The sequence below is a fragment of the Halomarina litorea genome (assembly GCF_024227715.1).
In the GTDB taxonomy this organism is placed as follows: Archaea; Halobacteriota; Halobacteria; order Halobacteriales; family Haloarculaceae; genus Halomarina; species Halomarina litorea.
This window is the reverse complement of sequence record NZ_CP100448.1, coordinates 1918316-1937693: the sequence shown is the minus strand read 5'-3', so window position 1 is coordinate 1937693 and position 19378 is coordinate 1918316. Positions and strand designations below refer to the sequence as shown.

Genomic DNA, 19378 nt, shown 5'->3' with positions numbered 1-19378 from the left:
GCCCGCGAGAGAATACGTATGGCCAGTGCAGACCGCGGCGACGGCGGTCGAACCTACGATCCGTCCGCCGACCACGCCTTCCCGGACGAGCGGCTGAACGAGGTGCTCGCGTTCATCGACGAGGACGAAGAGATTCAGGCGTACCTCGACGCCCAGAACGTCAACCCCGTCGACCGCAAGGGATACAACGACCACGGGCGCAAGCACATCGGCATCGTCCGCAACCGCGCGCTCTGTCTCTACGACCTCCTGAAGACCGGCGGCGTCGAGTTCAACGGCGCGCGCCAGCAGGGCCTCGACGAGGCAGACGAGGCGGTCATCATCGCCCTCGCGGCAACCCTCCACGACATCGGCCACGTCGTCCACCGCGACGACCACAGCTACTACTCCATCCCGCTGTCGGCGGACATCCTCGACCGCGTCCTGCCGAACTTCTACGACGTGGGCGACGTGGTCCGGATGAAAGGCGAGGTCCTCCACGCCATCCTCTGTCACCACACCGAGGAGAAACCCCTCACCCTCGAAGCGGGCGTCCTCCGGGTCGCGGACGGCCTCGACATGGAGCGCGGTCGCTCCCGCATGCCCTACGAACGCGGTGGGCGGGGCATCAACACCCTCTCCAGTCAGGCCATCCGACAGGTGAGCCTCCGCGAGGGCGACACCACGGCCGTCCTCGTCGAGATCGAGATGACCGACGCCGCGGGCGTCTATCAGGTGGACGAACTCCTCAACGCGAAGCTAGAGGGGTCGCTCATCGAGGACGACATCCGCATCGTCGCCATCAACATCCACGAGGGCGACGACCAGTTGGTCGAGCGCATCGAACTCTGAAGCGCGCGCCGTTTTCTCCCCACGGTCAGTCCCCGAGTCGGTCGCCCGTGTGAGGGGTTCTCCTCCCACCGCCTTCCGGGAAAGCCGGATTTAATCGTACCCCCCACGTCGGTTCGACTATCGTGTCACGCGGGTCGTTCGGCGTGTTGCAGGACCGCGAGTTCCTCGCGCTGGGCGGGACGGCGTTCGCCCGGGCGCAGGCGTACTCGACCATCGCAATCGCCCTCGCCCTCTACGCCGACCAGTTCGGGACGACCAGCACCGTCGAGGGCCTGTTCGGCACCGCCTTCGCCCTCGCCCAACTGGTCATCGTTCTCCCCCTCGGGCGGTACGTCGACACCCACAACGCCAAACGGGTGCTCCTCGTCGGCCTCGTGGTCAACGTCCTCGTCTTCGTCGGCTTCTCGCAGGTCTCCTCGGTCACGGACGTGATTCTCGTCAGAGTCCTGCAGGGCGTGGGTGCGAGCCTCCTCTGGATCACGGGGTCGACCGTCGTCGGCGAGATAAGTCCGAACGGCGAGCGCGGTCAGTGGCTCGGGACGTACAACCAGGTCGGGGCGTTCTCCTCGCTCGCGGGCGACCTGGTGGGCGGGTACCTGCTCGCCGTCTACGAGTACACCGTCGCCTACGCCGTCCTCTCGGCGGTGACGGTGGGCGCGACGCTCCTGCTCCTGTTCTGGCTCCGGGACAACCCCGGCGGGAAGACCGATCCCGAGCAGGCGACGGGCGTCGAGACGCTCCGGCGACTCGTGGGGCGGACCGCCATCCGCGCGCTCGTCGTCTTCCGGTTCGGCCTCAGCTTCGGCAAGATGGCCGTCATCCTCTTTCTCCCCATCTACGCCCGGACCGCCTTCGGGATGAGTCCCTTCCTCATCGGCGGCATCCTCGCGGGCGGGAAGGTGACGAAGGGTCTCACCCAGGGGTTCGTCGGCGGCTACACCGACCGCGTGGGGAACAAGCACTACTTCGTGTTCGTCGGCGCGATGCTGTACGCCGTCGGCGCGATGGTCATCCCGCTCGCCGCCTCCGCTGACGCCGTCTTCCCGGCGGTGACCGTCGCCGGGTTCACCCTCGTCCCCGCCTTCTTCGTCCTGTTTCTCGCCTACGGCATCTGCGGCGTCGCCGACAGCATCCGTCTGCCCGCGAGCATGGCCCTGTTCGTCGAGGAGGGCGAACAGTTCGACGCCGTCGCCGCGAGCATGTCGCTTCGCTCCATCGCGTGGAAGGTCGGACAGGTGACCGGCCCGGTCACTGTCGGTGCCATCTGGGACGCGACGGGCGTCCTGATGGCCTTCGCGACGGCCGCGGGACTCATCGTCATCGCGTCGGTGACGTTCGCGTTCCTCTACACCGTCGACCCGGACCTGACGGTCGTGTCAGCGGCGGACCGATGAGCGGGTATCGGGGGACCGTTACTCCGACCGGGTGAAGCCGCTCCCGAGCGTCTCGGTTTCTTCCTCGCCCACCCGGACCTCGCCGTCGAAGACGGCCCTGAGCGTCCCGAGTGTCTGGTCGTCGTGCATCGACGGATCGAGGGTGAACACGCCGAGCCAATTGCCCGCGGTGATGCGGGAGGTGAACACGTGGAGGAAGCGGAAGACGGTGCGCAGGTCGACGTACATCAGGAGCGTCGACACCGAGGTCAGACCGAGTCTGAGTGGGACCTCGCTGTCGAATCGACGGCCGATCTTCGCCGTCCCGAGGCTGATGCCGGTCAGGTCGCCGGTGGACCCGAGGCGCTCGACGAACACGTCCGTCTCCGCGACGGGCGTGTCGGTGGTGTCGACGACGCCCACCCGCTGGGGGTCGAACGGCTCCGAACGCGACCTGAGTGCCTCCACGACGTCGGTCGTCCCCGCGTCCGTCGTGATGACCACGGTGTGGTCGCCGTTCGCGTGCCCGCTCGCGAGCAGGTCGTAGACCAACTCCTCGGTCCGGTCCCCGGGACCGGTGAGAAGGAGGCTCGTCCCTGGCCTGATGCTCTCGACGCCGGTGTCAGCGAGACGCCGCGGGACGCGGTAGGTCACTGGTCGCCCCCCCGCTCGATTTCGCGGACGAGGGCGACGAAGTCCTCGTCGGAGTCGAGGACCTGCCGGTCCATCTCCCGCCTGACCGTCTCGATTCGCCGCTCCAGGTCGGCGTAGCGTCCCTCGCCGTCCGGTTCCTGGTCCGCGGTCGTGTTCTCCAGGACCGCCCGCTTGGACACGAGGCGGTAGAACTCCCGTTCGAGCGCCGAGTAGTTCCGCCGGTCGAGCAGACGGTCGACGGCCGAGAGGAGGAGGTCCCGTTCGAGCGGTTTCGTCAGGTACGCGTCGACCCCGGCTTCGATGATGTCGAGGCCGGGTTCGACCGCCGTCACCATCATGACGAGAGTGTCGAACCCGCGTCGGCGGAGTTCGGCCAGAACCTCGTCGCCCGACATCTCCGGCATCATCCGGTCGAGGAGGACGAGGTCGACGTCGTCGTCGAGGGTCGAGAGCGCCGCCTCGCCGGAGGTCGCCGACCGCACCTCGTGGTCGGCCTCCAACCAGCGGCTGTATATCTCGACGAGCGGTGGTTCGTCCTCAACGACGAGGACCACCGGGCGGTCGTCGGTCATCTACCGTACTCACCTCCGGCCAGCCCATCAGTATTCCGCTCGCGGACGGTCACGCCTCTGCCCTCGGGAGTTCGAGCACGACGGTCGCACCGCCCTCCTCGCTCGGTTCGGTGCGCGCCGTCCCGCCGTAGCGTTCGAGCATCGTCGCCACGAAGTAGAGGCCGAACCCCGACCCCGTCGGGTCGTCGCCGCTCCCGAACCCGCGTTCGAACACCCGGTCGCGCTGGGCCGTCGGGATACCGGGGCCGTCGTCCGAGACGCGCACCCGAGTGACGTCCCCGTCCAGTTCGACCGAGACGTCGATGGTCGGCGCGTCGCCAGCGTGTTCGACGGCGTTCGAGACGACGTTCCCGACGACGTCCGCCAGCAGGTCGTTCGCCCGGCCCCTGACGCCGGGGGGAACGTCGGTGGTCACCGTCGCATCGGGAGCGGCCGCCCGGATCTTTCGGCACTGACGCTCGACGACGGCGGAGACGTCCACCGGTTCGAGCGACTCGTCCCCGTCGGTGATGGCCGTGAGGACGGCCCTGACCTTCTCGACGAGACTCACGATGTCGTCGCTGTACTCGCCGATGGTGTCGAGGTACCACTGTCCGTCCTCGTCGACGTGCTCTCCGAGGAAGTCGGCGTAGTTCGTGATGACCATCATCCCGTTGAGGATGTCGTGGCGCAGGAGGCTGTTGAGGAACTCCAGTCGGTCGTTCTGTCGGCGGAGGTCGGCCTCCCGGTCGCGCAGGAGGCGTTTGCGGTGGACGCTGTCGAGTGCCGCCTCGATGGTGGCGGCGAACAGTCGCAGCAGACCGACCGTGTCGTCGTCGAACGGCCCGCCGCTGGTCCGACCGGTGATGAGGAGCCCGTGGCTCCCGAGTGGGAGTACGACCTCGCACTTGATCGGCGTCTCCGGGTTGTACACCCCGTCGTGGTCCCCGACGCGGTCGTACCACCGGAAGCTCCCCGACTCGAAGGCCTCCCAGGCGAGCGAGTCTCCCGACGAGAACGACGGCACCTCCTCGAAGACGTCGTCGGCCGCCGCCGTGATGGCGACCGGGTCGAGGCTGTCGCGTCCCTCATCGTGGCGCCACAGGCCCGTCAGCGGACAGCCGAGGGCCTCGTCCGCCGTCTCCATGGCGATGCTGGCGACGTCCTCGACGGACTCGGCGCGCATGAGCGCCCTGCTGGCCTCGTTGAGTTCCCTGAGTTTGGTCTGTCGCTCCCGCCGGTCGCTCACGTCGCGGGCGGTCCCACAGAGGTAGACGTCGTCGCCGTGGTCCAACCGGTCCCCGGTGAACTCGTAGGGGATGGTCTCGCCGGACTGGGTCTTGATGCGCGCTTCCGTCGTTGCCCGTCCCTCCATGAACCCGGTCGCCATCGCGTCCGTGACGCGCTCGTGGTGCGCCTCGTCGATGAGGTCGGTCGGCAGGGCCGAGGCGATGGTATCGTCACCGTAGCCGGTCACCTCCGTGATGCGGTCGTTCCAGCGGAGGAACTGGCCGCTGTCGCTGATGATGTAGAAGATGTCGTCGAGGCTGTCGAGCGCGTCGGCGACGAGTTTGCGTTCCTGCTCCAGCGCCTCCTCCGCGCGGATGCGCTCGGTCACGTCGTACAGCAACACGACCCACCCGCCGGCGTGCGGACCGGACGGTATCGGGTGGGCACGGTACCTGACGTGGCGGCGCTCCCCGTCGGTCTCCTTGAGCGCGAAGTCGAACTCGGTCTGCCTCGGGTTGGCCGCCGCGGCCGCCAGCGCCTCCGGGTCCTCCACGACGGACTCAGCGTGGCTCAGCAGGACACTGACGTTCTTGCCGACGACGTCGTCCGGACTCGACCCGAGGTAGCGTTCGACGGCCTGACTCATCCAGACGATGGACTGGGACCGGGTGAGGATGATCGCCCCGACGTCCGAGCCCCAGAGGAGGTCCTCCGCCAGCGGGCGCGACTCGCTCACCGTGGGGACGGCCCCCCGCGCCCCCGCGATGGTCGCGCCGATGCTCGCCACGTCGGCGAGCGCCACCTCCGGTTCACACGCGACGACCAGCACCGTCGACTCGTCGAGGGGAACCGCACAGCTGTCACCCTCCTCGACGGGGCCGTCTTCGGAGAGCGCTCGCGGTGCCACCACCGCCACACCGCCCATGGTCCCCCGTTCGGCGAGGACGCTCGTCCCGTCGTCGACCGCCACGACGGCGGCTCCGGCGAACGGCCCGCGTTCGGTCAGCGTGGCCACCACCGCGTCGTCCAGCCCACGGCGTGTCATCGCGTCGGCGCTGACAGTCCCGACTGCACGCAGAAGATCGTCGGCCGACGCGGTCGTGAGTTCTGTCAATCTGTGTATGGTCTCCCGCCCCGGATACTTATCAATATTGGATAATATGGCACCGTCTAGATAAGGAACGAGCAGGTCCAAGTGTAAGTTCCTATGCCACTCTCAAACCTGCTCAAACAGAGTTTAGACACAGCTACGCTTGAATCTGGCAGCGGGAGCGGACGGCGACGTTAACGAGACGCGACGCGTCTCGTTCGCACACCAGAACCCTCTGGGTTCGTACTCGCTTTCAAATCGCCGTCGCGGGCCTGCTTTTTGAGATGACACGCGTATCGGCGGCAGTCGAGGACGTCGAGGTCCTCGAGGTCCTCGAGGTCCTCGAGGTCCGTCACACCGTGCTCCTCGCGCAGCCAGGTGCGCCACGTCGCGAGGGTCGACGCGAAGTTCTTCCGGGAGTTGCCAGCCTCGACGCTGTCGAGGTACTGCTGGATGGCCGTCTCGACTGGTGTTTCCCCGGGTGTAGCGTCGCCCTCGTCGGGTTCCATGGTTCGTGCTCGACCGACGACGGAGATCCACGTAAATTTACTGTGTACAACTAGGATAATACACAGTTGATCTGAACCTCCGAACCCCCTCCCCCTCTCCCTAAATCGAATGTGAGAATGTCTATAACGTCGATATTCTAGTTTATGGATCATATGTGGATATACGGAGTTTGAGGGGTTCCATAGCTGGGCTTCGGATGTGTGCCGGCGTTCGCTTAGTGGGCGTGAGAGTTGAGATGGGTCCGACGATCTCCGTATCCCGGGCTCAATTCGATGGTGGCGTGATCAACCCCGTGCTCCTCGAGGACGTGATGGATTTGTTGGGTGACTGTGTCGGCCTCGCTCATCGTCTCGACTGAGGTTTCGACGTGTGCCGTCGCGACCGTGATCTGACTACAGATCTGCCACGCGTGCCAGTCATCAATGTGGTCGACACCGTCGACGGCTTCGATTTCCTCCCGGACGTGCTCGGGTTGGAACGGTGTCTTCATGAAGAAGATAGCGCCGCTTCCACGCAGGACCTTTCCGGCAGACCACAGGACGATGCCCGCGATAAGCGCAGCAGCGATGGGATCGATGACGGTGATTCCGGTGACTTCGACCACGACAACGGAGACGATGACGGCGATCGACCCGCCAGCGTCCCCGAGGAGATGATAGAACGCGCCCTTTTCGTTGAGACTCATCTCCCCACCCTGGAGGATGAAGACGCTGCCGACGTTCACTGCGAGCCCGCCGATTGCGATTACGATCGTCGGGACGGTTCCAACCTCGATCGGAGTCAGGAACCGCTGATATGACTCCCAGAGGATGTACCCGACCATCGGGATGAGCAGGACACCGTTGAGGAAGGCAGCCAGCGGTTCGAGCCGGTGGAGCCCGTACGACCACCACTCCGATCCTTCGTATCTATCCGCGACGTAGGAAGCGGTAAACGCCATCACGTACGCCAGAGCGTCGAAAAGCATGTGGACTGCGTCGCTGATGAGCGCAACAGAGCCGAAGAGGAGTCCCCCAGCGAGTTCAACGACGAAGCCGACGATATTGATGGCGGAGACGAGTGCCAGCTTTCGACTGCTAGCTGACCCCCCATGTCCATGGCCAGGATCGTGATCATGCGGGGGTCCAGGGGCTTCGTCCCCCTGGTCGTGATGGTCGACGCCACTCTCGTCGGTCATTCGTGACAGGCCGTACTCGAACGAGATTTATTAAACACCGTATCAGCTATCCGGCCATCTATCCGCAATGTCTAGCATATTATTGGTACAAAATTAACAACCACGGCTGCATTCTCGGTTCCGAGAGGTGTGTTTAGTGGTCAGGTTGTTAGTCCCATCATCTGATGACGATGCCACCGTCGATTTCCATGTACGGGTGTCCATAGCCACAGTAGGTCAGGCAACTCAGCGTGTAATCGCCCCGTTGCGTCGCCCCAAACTGTCGAACGATGGATCTGATGGCATTTTGCGGAAGTGCAACCGAGTGCATCATCATTCCGCCGCCCATGTGAACCTGTCCGGAGGGCATGATCGCGAGACTGTGGTCTGGGTACTGCTCGTTCGCTTGTTCCAGCAGTTCGTGGAACCGTCATCCGCATACGATACTGGCGAGTCGCTGCGCGAGTCCGGTCGATTGCTGATCTGCGTGCTCGATAGCCGCGTCCAGCTCGTCTCGCTCGACGATTCCGATGAACTCCTCAGCTCGATCCGCACCCGAAAGATGTGTGGGTCACAGATTTCGGATTCCAAGGCTGCGTACGTGAGCAACCCTGGAGCTGCTGGTCGCGCCGATTACTCCGAGCGTTCGAGCTTGTCTCGGCGGGTTTTGAACGCTCTCTCGGTGAGATCACCACGGGCGTATGCCATACGCAACTCCTCTATCGCAGGATTCCACGTCGACTGTGATTCCGTCACGCGACGGAAGACGAGATATCCGCCACCCAGTAGGATGAGGAGGAAGACCAGCGGGACAAGCATCCCAACGAGTGGCCACCAGCCGCTGGTCGTCCCGTATCCGCTCATCATTCCACCGTAGCCCATCATCCCGCCGAATCCCATTCCCATCGTGAGCAAGAGAAGAACGGTGATCGCCCCGAGGATGAGGACGATGGTTGTAGTGTCGAGTTGATTCGATGACGACATCGATGCTTAGACCTCCGACGAGGATTCGAGTTCGTCCACGACACTGGCGAGGACGCGCTCGAACCGGTCGTGGACCTCGTTGGCGATCGAGTCGAGCGCCTCGTTGTCTGCGATGCCAACCAACTGTTGCGGGTCGACTGCACTCACCATGACCTCGCCGTCGTCGGTTTCGTAGACGATGACGTTACACGGAAGGAGTGCGCCGAGTTCGATCTCCTCGTTCAGCCCCTCGTGCGCGAGTGCCGGATTGCACGCACCGAGGATGCGGTACTGTCGGAACTCCTCGCCGAGTTTCTCCTTGAGCGTCGCCTGAACGTCGATGTCACAGAGGACGCCGAATCCTTCGTCTTTGAGCGCAGCAATCGTCGTGTCGACGACGTCGTCGAACTCGCCGGTGACTGAAGTCTGTATTGTGTATTCCATGGAATATCAACCCCGTCCACGGGGTTAACGGTTGGGTGCCGCAACGGCGGGCGTTGGGGGTGTGGTGCACCGGTTGGAACAGCTGCGGTTCCGGTCATCTGGTACGTTCGAGGTGTTTTCGCCGCCGATCGAATTCGTCGTCCGAGAGCTCACCGCGGGCGTAGCGCTCGCGGAGAACCGACAGCGACTGCTCATTGTTCCTGCCGGACCCTCGATTGAGTAGCGCATAGCCGATGTAGAGGGGGACGGCGATGAGGAGCCCCATCCAGAGGAGCCCCCAGAGCCCCATCGCTCCGCCGAAAAGTCCCCGGCTACTCCCGCCCATCATACCGCCGACGGAGCTCCCGCTACTGTGGGCAGCAGCCGTTCCAATTGCCGCGACCAGCAGCGGGAGGGAGAGTGTCGCGAGTCGACGAGCAGTGCGTCCGATGTGGGTAGTGAGTTGCGTCATTATCTTGAGTTGGTGTGTTGCGGTCTTCTGTCGAAGCGATCGAAACGGTCAGGGTCGTCAGCAGTAGCCCTGCCCGTACATCCCGCCGTTGTAGTCGTCGTCAGCCATGTCCTGGGCCATCTCGTCGACGGTCACACCCATGTGCGACTCCATCCACTCGACAGCACCGGGGCCCATGTGCTCGGTCATGTGGTCTTCCATCCAGGCCGCCCAGTCGTCGGCGGTCCCGTCGTACGGGGGCGCGTCGTCTGCGGACGTTTCGTTGCCGTGTGCGCTGACCACAGGCGCAGCGAACGCGAGTCCGATGGTCGCGAGCGCCACGAGCAGCCAGCGGCCGATGGTGAAGTTGGTCATTGTCATTCTCCTCGGTTAGTCGTAGGACCCCTCTGGAGTTATCGCGATGGGTGTGAATCCGCGCAGGAGAACGTTCGAGAACGTGTATAGGGTGTTCTAATCGTCTTTCAGGAACGGAACCGTTCGTAGCCGCCGAATTCGATGAGGATTGCGTATCTGTTCGGCTACGCCCTGACAGTCGGTCCGCTGATGCAGGAGGGTGTCGGCTTCGGCGAGGCGATGCTCGCCGCCCTCCACAGCGAGACGCCGAGCATCACCATCATGGAGATCGCTGCTATCGGAACGGATCTGCTGATCGCCAGCCAGGCTCACATCTCCGATCTGCTGTTCTGGGGGGCGCTGGCGTTCTCACTGTCGGTCGGATTCGTCTTCGCGTTCCCGGTTAACACCGTTTTGGTCCACTTCGGCGTCAAGGAAGGCATGAAGAATCCGGCCGAGATGAGACAGAGCGGCGGACAGGCACAGGCCGCCGACTAGTGCATCTCACAATGATGTTCAGATGGCACCACCATCGACGATGAACTCGCCGCCTGTCCCTGCGCGGTTTGCTCCGACTTCGGGGAGAACGACAGACCAATGAACTATCTCTACTTCGGCTTGGGCGTAAGTCTGCTCATCGTGGCCGTGATCGACCTCCTGTGGACGACTCTTTGGGTCGAGGGCGGTGCCGGACCCCTTACCGCACGCCTGATGCAGGGGACGTGGAAGCTGCTACGACGCGTTGGAACCTATAGCCCCCGCATTCGGACGCTGGCCGGCCCGGTGGTTCTCGTCCTCGGGCTTGGGATGTGGATCGCCCTGCTCTGGTGCGGGTGGATGTTCGTCTTCGCGAGTGCCGACAACGCTCTGAGAGACACCATCGACACAGGCCCTATCTCTTGGGTCGAGCGGTTCTACTTCGTGGGATATTCGTTGTTCACGATGGGAAACGGCGATTTCGCGCCCCGAGATGGCCTCTGGCAGATCCTGACTGCACTGATGACCGCCAGTGGGATGTTGCTGGTGACACTGAGCATCACCTACGTCCTCTCTGTCCTCGACGCAGTCACGCAGAAACGCACGTTCGCGCGGAACGTAAGCGGGCTCGGACTGGACGGCGAATCGATCGTCACCACCGCCTGGAACGGTGATGAGTTCGACGACGTCGCGCTCCCCCTCAACAGTATCACCACGGCGCTGAACGAACTAACGTCTAACCACAAAGCCTACCCAATCCTACACTACTTCTACACCGACGACCGCGAGGCCGCCGCCGTGTTGAGCGTCGCCAGTCTTGACGATGCTTTGACCCTCTGGCAGCGAGCGACGCCCGAGGCGAAGAGGCCCAGTGACTCGGTTCTCGAAAACGCACGGTCGAGTGTTCAGAGCTACCTCGACACGGTCAGTGTGTTCGTGACACAGTCCGACGAGCATCCACCGCTGCCCGACCTCGCCGTCCTACGCAAGGCGGGTGTCCCGACGGTGTCCGACGAGGAGTTCGATGCCGTACTCGAAGAGCTGAAAGAGCGACGCCGAACCATGCATGGATTGATTCAGGCGGACGCGCGCCAGTGGCCGGGGACCTGGGAGGAGTAGTACCGACGGGTGAACACCCCACTCTCAGTCCTAGTTGACACACCGATCTTCATTTCGTCGCTACATCAAGAGCGTACGTCGAGGTTCAATTGATTTCTCAGTGGCAGTTGTTTGAGTATGAGTCCTGTATCAAATGCGGACGTCTTCCAGTCCCCGTAATAGGCGACGAACATGAATCAGAGTATGCGAGCAACAGTGGCCTTTGTTCGACTGGAAACTCGCTACTGAGCTACTCGACGTATCTCACGACACGCGCCATGCCCGCATCGAGATGATACAAATTGTGACAGTGGAACAACCACCGGCCGGGATTGTCCGCGTGGAAGTCGATTGTCACCTGCCCTCGATGTCCCGGAACGATGACCGTGTCTTTGACTGCGTTACCGACCTGGAAGAAGTGGCCGTGAAGGTGCATCGGATGGACGACTGGACTCTGGTTGGTCATCCGAATCCGAACGTGTTCTCCGGGTCGAATAGTTAGCGGATCGGCGTCCGGATAGGCCTGTCCGTCAATCGTCCACACGTACTCACCCCTGCCGCGAGACAGCGTCAGGTCGAACGACCGGTCGGGACGCCCACTCACACCGTCGAGCGAGGAGAGTGCTCGAAGGTCGGTGTACTGCAATCGGTTACTCGAGGATGATGGGGGCTGAGGGGTGCCCGAACCACCTGTGGATTCGTACGCAACGACGGCTCTAGCTGGTGGTTCGTTCCCGTCGAGTGCGTCCGCCTGAACGAACCATCTTCCCGGATTCGCCGCTTCGACGACGACGTCGTACCGCTCGCCGGCTCCGAAGACGAACGAATCTACGTCGACGGGTTCGACGGGTCGGCCATCGGTGTGGGTCACCGTCATCTCGTGGCCTGCGATCCGTACCCCGAAGACCGTCGCACTGGCGGCGTTCACGAATCGGAAGCGAATCCGCTCGCCCTCAGTTACGTCGAACGTCGGTGGGTTCTCGGGGAGGCGACCATTGACGAGGAGCCCCTCGTATGGCGGCCGAACGTCACCCATCATTCCGCCTCCCCCACTCATTCCACCACCGCCACCCATTCCACCACCGCCACCCATCCCACCGTCCGACGGAAGACGGGGCTCTCCAGAGAGGTAATCGTCGACGACGACGACGTACTCGCGGTCGTACTCGACGTGTGGGTCGGATTCTTCGATGATCAGTGGACCGAGCAGCCCACGATCGAGTTGGAGTCCGACGTGACTGTGATAGAAGTACGTCCCGGCGGGTTCGGCACGGAACGTGTAGATGAACGTGTCGCCGGAAGCGATCGGGTCTTGGGTCACGTTTGGCACGCCGTCGACTGGGTTCGGAACGGGAACCCCGTGCCAGTGAATCGTCGTCTCTTCTTGGAGATCGTTGGTCAGCTCGACGCTGAGCACGTCACCCTCCTGAACGCGTAGCTCCGGCCCCGGGAATTGCTCGTTGTACGTCCAGTTCGTCGCCGAAGTCTCGGGGGACGGTCGAATGGTTCCGGCCGCCGCGGTGAGGCTGACGGACGTATCTGGCTCGTCAGTGACCGTCGGGCGTGGCGTCACCTCACGACCTCCACCATTGTCGATGCCCGGTAGCTGACCGGCACAGCCCGCGAGTGTTCCGAGGGTGGTCGCCCCAGTCAGTTGGAGGAGCCTGCGGCGCGAGAGCGACCGTTGTTCTCTATGCGGCACAGTTGTTCGGCCCCAGTTCGAGTTCTGTCGCCTCACCCTCGTCGTCGACGGTCTCTTTGCCGGTGTTGATGGTGATAACTGTCTCGTAGTTCGGGGGCTTCTCTGGGGCATCCTCGGTTAATCGCTCGATGAACGCTTCGCGGTCGAGCCCGAGGAAGTCGAGTTCCTCGCGTAGATTGCCAAGCTGGGCATCGAGGGGTTCGCCGGGCGAGCCGTTCTCGTAGCGCCCGTCGCTCGTGACGGTGAGGTGCCCCGGCAGAATCGTGGTGTCGTCCGGGAGGTCGAGGATCGTCTCGTGGAGCGAGTCGTACAGCAGTTCGGCCCCACGCGAGGCATCGTCCTCCCCGAATTGGAGTTCCGTCCGCCCGACGGAGTCGACGAACAGCGTATCGCCAGTCAACAGGAGTTCGCCGTCGACGAGGTAGTTCATCATCTCGGAGGTGTGACCCGGTGTGTGGAGCGCCTCGATCTCGACGTCGCCGACTTCGATGACTTCTCCATCTGATAGCGGTTCGTACTCGTACTCGACATCGCGCTCGCTGGCTGCTTCGCCGAGGTGGTAGGGCACGCCGATCTCGTCGGCGAGTGTCGGACTGCCCGAGATGTGGTCGGCGTGGACGTGCGTGTCGAGCACGCGTGTTATGGAGAGCCCAGCGTCCTGGGCGGCGACTTTGAACCGGTCGGTCTGTCTGGTCGCATCGACCACGACGGCCTCTTGCGTCGCTTTCGAGCCGACGACGTAGCCGAGACAGCCCTTCGCCCGGCGCTGGACCTGCCGAATGACGAGGTCGTCACTCGTCGTCTCGATGGGAACCACCTCGTAGAGTTTGCTCCACTCTTCCATTCCGCCGGTGACGACCTCGGCGTCGTCGTAGCCGTGTTCGTCGAGCTCGAACCCGAACGGCGTCGACGTCAGACCCTTCCCGCAGATAGCGACGATCGGCCGGCCGTCCACCACCGCGTCCACCTCGTTCAGTTGGTCCTCGCTCAACCCCTCGTCAGGGTCGTACGGAACGTTCTCTGCGTTGCGCACGTGCCAGGCCTCGAAGCTGTCTTCGGGACGTGTGTCGATGAGTGTGAACTGTTCGTCGGCGTCGATCTTGTCCGCGAGTTGTTCCGCGGTAATGTTCTTAACCATCGTATCTCACCTGTGTCGTGCCGAGTTTGCCGTTCGCCGGAGCGGTCGCGTGCGCCCTCGCCGTCTAGCGCGTTCGATTACGCCCTTCTTCGGGGAAAGCGTTCCCGCGCGGAATCATGGACGTCTCACAGTACGCCTCTCCGCCCTGATAGTCGACGCCTGGTTGGATGAACGGGTACGGCCCGTCGGCGGGTGTGTTCTGGGCACCACCGCCATCGTCCGCGGTCTCGACCAGCCCCATTACTTCGTAGTCGACTGGTGAGTGTTCTTCGAGGTACTCGACGATGACGTCGACTGGAATCGTCCCGTCGTCAACCTCGACGTCCTGGAAGGGAAAGCCACAGTTGCCGAGGTCGCGTTCGGGGTCACCGGGTCGGCGGAATGTCGCCACCGAGTACGTCTCCTCCGGGTCGACCGCTTCGTCGTCGATCCGCATCTCGACGAGGCGACGGCCGCGCTTGGCGGTCGGGTCGACGGTCACCTCGACGTTCGATGAGAAGTTCCGGACGCGTCCGTCCTCCTGGTCGTACGGATAGGGCGTGAAGTTGTCCTCGAGGAATTCCTCCATGTGGGACGTGAGCTGCTGGCCGTACGCGACACCACGGGCGACGGGTGTCGCCATCGGGAAGAAGGTGTAGAGTTCGCCGAGCGTGATCTCCCCGGGAGGGATGGCGGTCCCGTACCGGAATCCGTGCGAGACGGCAAGGTCGGTGTCGAAGTGGCTCCGGAGTGCGTCGTTGAACAGTGTGTTCCAGGCGCTCTCGAGGAACGACTGCCGGTAGAGCGGCGTCTCTGTCTGTCCGACAACCGTATCGAGGGATTTCTCGAGGGTGCCGGCTCCGCGCTCGAATCCCGGGGCGTCCTCGAAGAACGACTCACGCACCGATTCGACCGTCTCCTGTGCGTTAGCGTCCGGTTCCGGCGTGTACTCGCCGTCCTCGGTCAGACAGTAGAGGTGGTGTCTGAACTGTATCTCCCCGTCCTGAACACGGAGGTCGACCCGGCCGAGCGCCTCGCCCATCCCGGACTCGACGACCACGGTTTCGGTCTCCTTGACGACAATCGGGTCGTAGGTGTATTCGTGGGTATGCGCGCTGAACATCACGTCCACGCTAGCGCAGTCCTTGGCGGCTTGGACCATCCACGGCAGGCCAATTTCAGTGACCGCCACCACGACGTCCGCGCCGTCCTCGCGGGCGGCCTGTGCGGTCTCTTCGAGGAGCGCGGGGTGCTTACCGAAGCGGTACTTCCCCTCGGAGAACGCGGGTGCCATCCGGTCGACGTAGACGTTCGTCATCCCCACGACGCCCACAGAGAGTCCGCCGACCTCGATGACGCTGTACGCATCGTACAGTCGATCGCCGGTCTCCCAGTCGTAGAGATTGTTCGCAAGGACCGGGGCGTCGAGGGCGTCCATTAGCTCCACAACGTTGCCGTCCTCGGCGGCCTCGTTCGAGTAATCCCAGTTCCCGGGGACGTAGACGTCGGGTGCAACGTGCTCGTTGATAGGCTTGAGCATCGCTCGCCCGTCGGTGTAGGTGGTCACGGCAGAGCCATGGAAGGTGTCACCACTCATCAGCGTACAGACCTCGTAGTCCGCGCGGAGTTCGTCGAGTTTGGCCGCGAGCAGTGGAATCCCGCCACCGCGCTTGATGACGCGGTCGTCCTCTCCGAAGTCGAAGTTTGGCTTCGACGTTGGATTGTCGTAGTAGACCTGATAGCGCGGCGTTAGCTGTCCGTGGAGGTCGCTGACGTGGGTGAAGACCACGTCGGGGGCACCTGCGCTGTCGCTGGCAGGATCGCCACCGAGGGACTTCCACTCACCAATGGACGTCTCGTTCCCGTTCATCGTGGCGCGATTGCAGATACGCCCTCCTACGGTTCATGGATTGTGGTTGCTATTCGAAATACCGCACAAGACCCTCTACGGGCACTGTGTCGCAGAAGATTGGACGCGATGACTGAGACGCACTATCCCCGAGTTGGAAATAGAAACTCGTGGCGTGGCAGAGGCGTGATCTCGATAGCTGACTAGGGATGTATCCTTCCGGCTCTTAGGGACAATTAGCCTAAGCGAGGAAGCCATAGTATCGTCCGTAGAGATGCGCACGCTGACTCAATCGAGGAGGCGGTGACGATGACGAGTAGCTGGGTGACGACGGGACTGTCTGCGGTCGTCATTCTGGTCGCATCCGTTATTCACGGGATCGCCGGGTTCGGTTTCGCGCAGGTGTCGATGGGGCTGATGCCGCTGTTCCGGTCTCCTTCGAGCGCATCGATCATCTTCACGGCGACGGCAGTCGTGAGTAACGCCCGCGTCTGGTGGAGCGTTCGGGACGCGTTCGACTGGCGCAAGTGGATCGTTCCTGTCGGTGGACTCGTGCTGGGGATGCCGCTCGGCATCTACGTGTTCAGTCAGTTCAACAAGGCACAGATGCGCGTCGCCATCGAGATCGTCCTCGTGTTAGCTGTCGTAATCGTCGGCGCGACCCAGCAACTCGATATCGTCACCGATTGGATCGAAGCACGGGACTACCGGCCGGGGAACATCGTCGGCGCGACGGCCGGTTTCCTTGCGGGGGTTTTTGGTGGCGCCGTCGCAGTCCCCGGCCCGCCGATGATTGTCTATGGGGCGTTCATGTCCGCCAGCGGGTTCTGGAGCGACGAAGAAAGTTGGCGACCGAGAATCGGTGCGATTGTGGCTTACGCCATCGATCGGCAGGACTCCGCGCACTCGCGGAGCGGTTCGACACAAGCCTGACAGTGGTCGTGGTCGTGCTGTTCACACTCGTCGGCGCAGGCTTCACACACGTCGGCGCACGTCTCCGCGATATCGCTGTTGAATTGCGAGCCCGATGCACAGAGCTGAGCGCACGTCGAGGCGACTGTGACTACGTCGCGACAGAGTCGGGGGCACTCTTCCATCTCCTCGCCCTTACCGATGCACTCGTCGGCGCAATGGGCGCACGCCTTCACAGCTTCATGACAGTTGTCGATACACTCGCGGGTCGAATCGTCGAGCAAATCGTTGATTTGAGCCATCGCGTTCAGTACTACGACCGACTCCTTTTCGTGAGTTGTGGCTACCGATCCAAGTGGGGAAACAAACGATTCCCTCCTGTCCGCTTAGGGGCTCAAAAAGGCAGATATCGGTCATCTGGTGCATAGATGAATCAGCGTCTGACTTCACGTTGGAGCGAATCGACGCTCCAGTTGTTTCACACCCCAAAATAGCAGGCTGATCAATCCAGGGTTTGTAATCGCGGACAAGGAGCTGATTCAGATAGCCGCGTCTACTCGTCGGCTGCCTGTTTCAGGGACTCGTACTGCTCGACGATTTTCTCCGCGCACGACGAGCAACAGACGTGATACAGGTCTCCGGAGTCCACCTCTATTTTTTGACCATCCCCCGAGATCGGTTTTCCGCAGATCGTACACTCGATCGTTAGGTCGTCTGTTCCGAGCTGCGGCTGCCATGAAGAACCCAGAATTGACGTCACGTGATAATCCTCGATCTGATCGTCGCTCAGCGTGTCAGCGAGCAGCGAGCGGAGTTCGGCCGGGGGAAGAACCGCCTTGACGACCACCGTCGAGTCGACTGTGTAGAAGACGTGTTCCACTCCGTCGATATCTTGCAACTGGGAGAAGACGTCTTCAGTATGGGCGAGTCGCGTGTCAATTACCACGAGACACTCGTCCTCGTCGGCGAACTTCGTTCGATCCACGTCAACCGTGAACCGCCGTATGACGCCGAGGTCACACAGTCGGTCGACACGATTTGAAACGGTCGGTGGTGAGAGTTCTACCTCCTCCGCAATTTCGCGAAACGACCGATGGGCATCCTCCAGTAACAACTCCAAGTTGACATCCTCCCGCGCCTGAAGACGCGGGAATCCCACGGCACCGCACCGCTGAGTTGGGATATTAGGGTTTGCAGTCTACCACTTGAGCCTGCGGTTGGAATCCGCTGGACAAGTCATGAAGGTAGACTCCGGGCTGTGCCAACCAGCCGGTACTCCTATCGCCACCCAGATCGGGTGCAGACTCGGAGTTACTTTCTGCGTTGTTGATGTTGAGACGGATGTTCTCCGCCCCGTTCACGTCAGCGTTGAACGTCGCATCACACGTCTCGCACACGTACAGGCCGCGTTCAACACGCTGATTGTCGTCTTCTCTACCGCAGATGCAACACGTTTTGCTCGTGTCGCGCTCGGACACTTCCACGACTTCGATGCCCTCAACTTTCGCCTTGTATTCGAGGATGTTGGTGAAACGGTCGAACGCCCACCCGTGCAAGTCAAGGTTGCCGTGCCGACCCCAGTTCTTCGAGTCCCCATTCTCGTCTTCACGGGCACCTGCAAGTTTCCCGATGTTGATGCGCCCTACGCCACGCTTGATACACTGTTCAACGATGTGTTTTGCGAGACTGTGGAAGAAGTGGGTGCGACGCTCCGACCACTTGTGATGAAGTCTCGTGGCCCTGTCGCCACCCGAGTCGTCACACTTGGCGATTTCCTTCGGGAAGTAGTACCCATCTTGTTTCAGGTGGTTGCCGGGGTACAGGTCGGCCTCTTCAGTGCTGTACGCGACCGCCGCGAAGTTACTGATACCAAGGTCAACACCAGCCGTCTCGTTACCGGGTGCAGTGGGCGTCTCGACTTCGTGTTTGCACACTAAGTGCAGTTCCCAGCGTCCTTTCGCCTTATCGTAGACAGCTCGAACCTGTTGCAGATTCTCGACGGTGACGTCGGGGCGGGTTTCGTACTCGACAAGGATGTATTCCCACGCTCGGGGGTGTTCCTTGTGATTCGCGCCTTTCGAGAGGCGCACTCGACCATTTTCGGTGTCGTGTCGGATGCCTTTCTGCTTCCACGTTACGGTGCTACGCGGGTGTTCTTCGTGGACGCGATGACCTTGCTGGTCGTAGTAGTTTTTCTTGCGGTAGCCGGGCGGATTCGCGCGCGAGTCGTTCTTGCGTTTGCCGTACCACGAGTTGAAGGATTCAGCGAGTTCCTCCAGAACGCGCTGACTGGACTGACTATGCAGTCCCTTGTACTTTGGATGTGTCTTCAACTCGCGTTTCAGGTCCGAGTCGTCGGGAATCTCGCCCGTGTTATCCCACACTTGGCGGGAATGATAGTTTGCAACGTTCCAGAGCTTCGATGCACTCCACCCGTGCCGGTTAAGTGGTTCCTCTACCTGACTGTGGTTGAGGATGTTCGCTCGGTGGGTTCGATGGATGTGCATCGTGGAACGCTTCCATAACTGGTTATGTAGATTTCTGTTGTATACGTTCGGATTGGGGCGCGGAATATCTAACCATGCTATCGTCGGTGGACTATGGAAGCGTTGTCGGATTCATCCCGCGCCTAAAGGC

Annotated in this window: 19 protein-coding genes and 1 pseudogene; 5 read left to right on the top strand and 15 right to left on the bottom strand. The window is 62.3% G+C overall.

Annotated elements, in window-relative coordinates; all coding sequences use genetic code 11:
- The first annotated feature begins 18 nt into the window (after nt 1-18).
- Together NKG96_RS10570 and NKG96_RS10565 are read left to right on the top strand one after the other, a co-directional pair.
- Nucleotides 19-831, top strand: a complete 813-nt coding sequence (locus NKG96_RS10570) for an HD domain-containing protein (protein ID WP_254534899.1) — start codon at nt 19-21, stop codon at nt 829-831.
- A 122-nt stretch (nt 832-953) separates the two neighbouring features.
- On the top strand, nt 954-2225 hold the full coding sequence (locus NKG96_RS10565; protein ID WP_254534898.1) for an MFS transporter: 1272 nt from the start codon (nt 954-956) through the stop codon (nt 2223-2225).
- An 18-nt stretch (nt 2226-2243) separates the two neighbouring features.
- Here the strand turns inward: NKG96_RS10565 and NKG96_RS10560 are convergent, their stop codons facing one another.
- The 9 genes from NKG96_RS10560 to NKG96_RS10520 all read right to left on the bottom strand — a co-directional run bounded on the left by NKG96_RS10560 (nt 2244) and on the right by NKG96_RS10520 (nt 9607).
- Nucleotides 2244-2858, bottom strand: a complete 615-nt coding sequence (locus NKG96_RS10560) for a DUF7504 family protein (protein WP_254534897.1) — start codon at nt 2856-2858, stop codon at nt 2244-2246.
- The gene (locus NKG96_RS10555; protein ID WP_254534896.1) at nt 2855-3430 is read right to left on the bottom strand and encodes a response regulator; all 576 of its coding nucleotides are present in this window, start codon (nt 3428-3430) and stop codon (nt 2855-2857) included. The genes NKG96_RS10560 and NKG96_RS10555 overlap by 4 nt, the downstream gene beginning before the upstream one ends.
- A gap of 49 nt (nt 3431-3479) precedes the next feature.
- Nucleotides 3480-5684, bottom strand: coding sequence for a sensor histidine kinase (locus NKG96_RS10550; protein ID WP_254534895.1), 2205 nt, complete (start codon nt 5682-5684; stop codon nt 3480-3482).
- A gap of 239 nt (nt 5685-5923) precedes the next feature.
- Nucleotides 5924-6238 (bottom strand): hypothetical protein, encoded by a 315-nt coding sequence (locus NKG96_RS10545; protein WP_254534894.1) that lies wholly within the window; start codon nt 6236-6238, stop codon nt 5924-5926.
- Between the two features lie 215 nt (nt 6239-6453).
- Nucleotides 6454-7416 carry a cation diffusion facilitator family transporter gene (locus NKG96_RS10540; RefSeq protein ID WP_254534893.1) on the bottom strand — a complete coding sequence of 321 codons (963 nt, stop codon included), beginning with the start codon at nt 7414-7416 and terminating at the stop codon, nt 6454-6456.
- A gap of 612 nt (nt 7417-8028) precedes the next feature.
- On the bottom strand, nt 8029-8379 hold the full coding sequence (locus tag NKG96_RS10535; RefSeq protein WP_254534892.1) for an SHOCT domain-containing protein: 351 nt from the start codon (nt 8377-8379) through the stop codon (nt 8029-8031).
- A 6-nt stretch (nt 8380-8385) separates the two neighbouring features.
- Entirely contained in the window at nt 8386-8802 is a 417-nt protein-coding gene (locus tag NKG96_RS10530; RefSeq protein ID WP_254534891.1) for a DUF302 domain-containing protein, read from the bottom strand.
- Nucleotides 8803-8896: 94 nt separating this feature from the next.
- Nucleotides 8897-9253: an SHOCT domain-containing protein gene (locus NKG96_RS10525; RefSeq protein WP_254534890.1), complete on the bottom strand. Its 357-nt coding sequence runs from the start codon at nt 9251-9253 to the stop codon at nt 8897-8899.
- Nucleotides 9254-9310: 57 nt separating this feature from the next.
- Nucleotides 9311-9607 carry a hypothetical protein gene (locus NKG96_RS10520; RefSeq protein WP_254534889.1) on the bottom strand — a complete coding sequence of 99 codons (297 nt, stop codon included), beginning with the start codon at nt 9605-9607 and terminating at the stop codon, nt 9311-9313.
- Between the two features lie 150 nt (nt 9608-9757).
- On the opposite strand from NKG96_RS10520, the pseudogene NKG96_RS10515 reads away from it, so the two are divergent.
- A pseudogene (locus NKG96_RS10515) lies at nt 9758-10084 on the top strand (DUF4396 domain-containing protein); the annotation flags it as partial.
- Between the two features lie 99 nt (nt 10085-10183).
- On the top strand, nt 10184-11182 hold the full coding sequence (locus NKG96_RS10510; RefSeq protein ID WP_254534887.1) for a potassium channel family protein: 999 nt from the start codon (nt 10184-10186) through the stop codon (nt 11180-11182).
- A 229-nt stretch (nt 11183-11411) separates the two neighbouring features.
- On the opposite strand, the gene NKG96_RS10505 is transcribed toward NKG96_RS10510, so the two are convergent.
- From NKG96_RS10505 to NKG96_RS10495, 3 genes are all read right to left on the bottom strand, one after another.
- Nucleotides 11412-12734, bottom strand: a complete 1323-nt coding sequence (locus tag NKG96_RS10505; RefSeq protein WP_254534886.1) for a multicopper oxidase family protein — start codon at nt 12732-12734, stop codon at nt 11412-11414.
- Nucleotides 12735-12852: 118 nt separating this feature from the next.
- Nucleotides 12853-14001, bottom strand: a complete 1149-nt coding sequence (locus NKG96_RS10500) for an MBL fold metallo-hydrolase (protein WP_254534885.1) — start codon at nt 13999-14001, stop codon at nt 12853-12855.
- A 64-nt stretch (nt 14002-14065) separates the two neighbouring features.
- Nucleotides 14066-15850 carry a 5'-nucleotidase C-terminal domain-containing protein gene (locus tag NKG96_RS10495; protein WP_254534884.1) on the bottom strand — a complete coding sequence of 595 codons (1785 nt, stop codon included), beginning with the start codon at nt 15848-15850 and terminating at the stop codon, nt 14066-14068.
- A 288-nt stretch (nt 15851-16138) separates the two neighbouring features.
- On the opposite strand from NKG96_RS10495, the gene NKG96_RS10490 reads away from it, so the two are divergent.
- Complete coding sequence (locus NKG96_RS10490) at nt 16139-16762, top strand: sulfite exporter TauE/SafE family protein (protein ID WP_254534883.1); 624 nt, start codon at nt 16139-16141, stop codon at nt 16760-16762.
- On the opposite strand, the gene NKG96_RS10485 is transcribed toward NKG96_RS10490, so the two are convergent.
- The 3 genes from NKG96_RS10485 to NKG96_RS10475 all read right to left on the bottom strand — a co-directional run bounded on the left by NKG96_RS10485 (nt 16705) and on the right by NKG96_RS10475 (nt 19248).
- Entirely contained in the window at nt 16705-17043 is a 339-nt protein-coding gene (locus tag NKG96_RS10485) for a four-helix bundle copper-binding protein (RefSeq protein ID WP_254534882.1), read from the bottom strand. The genes NKG96_RS10490 and NKG96_RS10485 overlap by 58 nt on opposite strands.
- Before the next feature lie 251 nt (nt 17044-17294).
- The gene (locus NKG96_RS10480; protein ID WP_254534881.1) at nt 17295-17900 is read right to left on the bottom strand and encodes an Lrp/AsnC family transcriptional regulator; all 606 of its coding nucleotides are present in this window, start codon (nt 17898-17900) and stop codon (nt 17295-17297) included.
- 25 nt (nt 17901-17925) lie between these two features.
- Nucleotides 17926-19248, bottom strand: coding sequence for an RNA-guided endonuclease InsQ/TnpB family protein (locus tag NKG96_RS10475; protein ID WP_254534880.1), 1323 nt, complete (start codon nt 19246-19248; stop codon nt 17926-17928).
- Nucleotides 19249-19378: the final 130 nt, after the last annotated feature.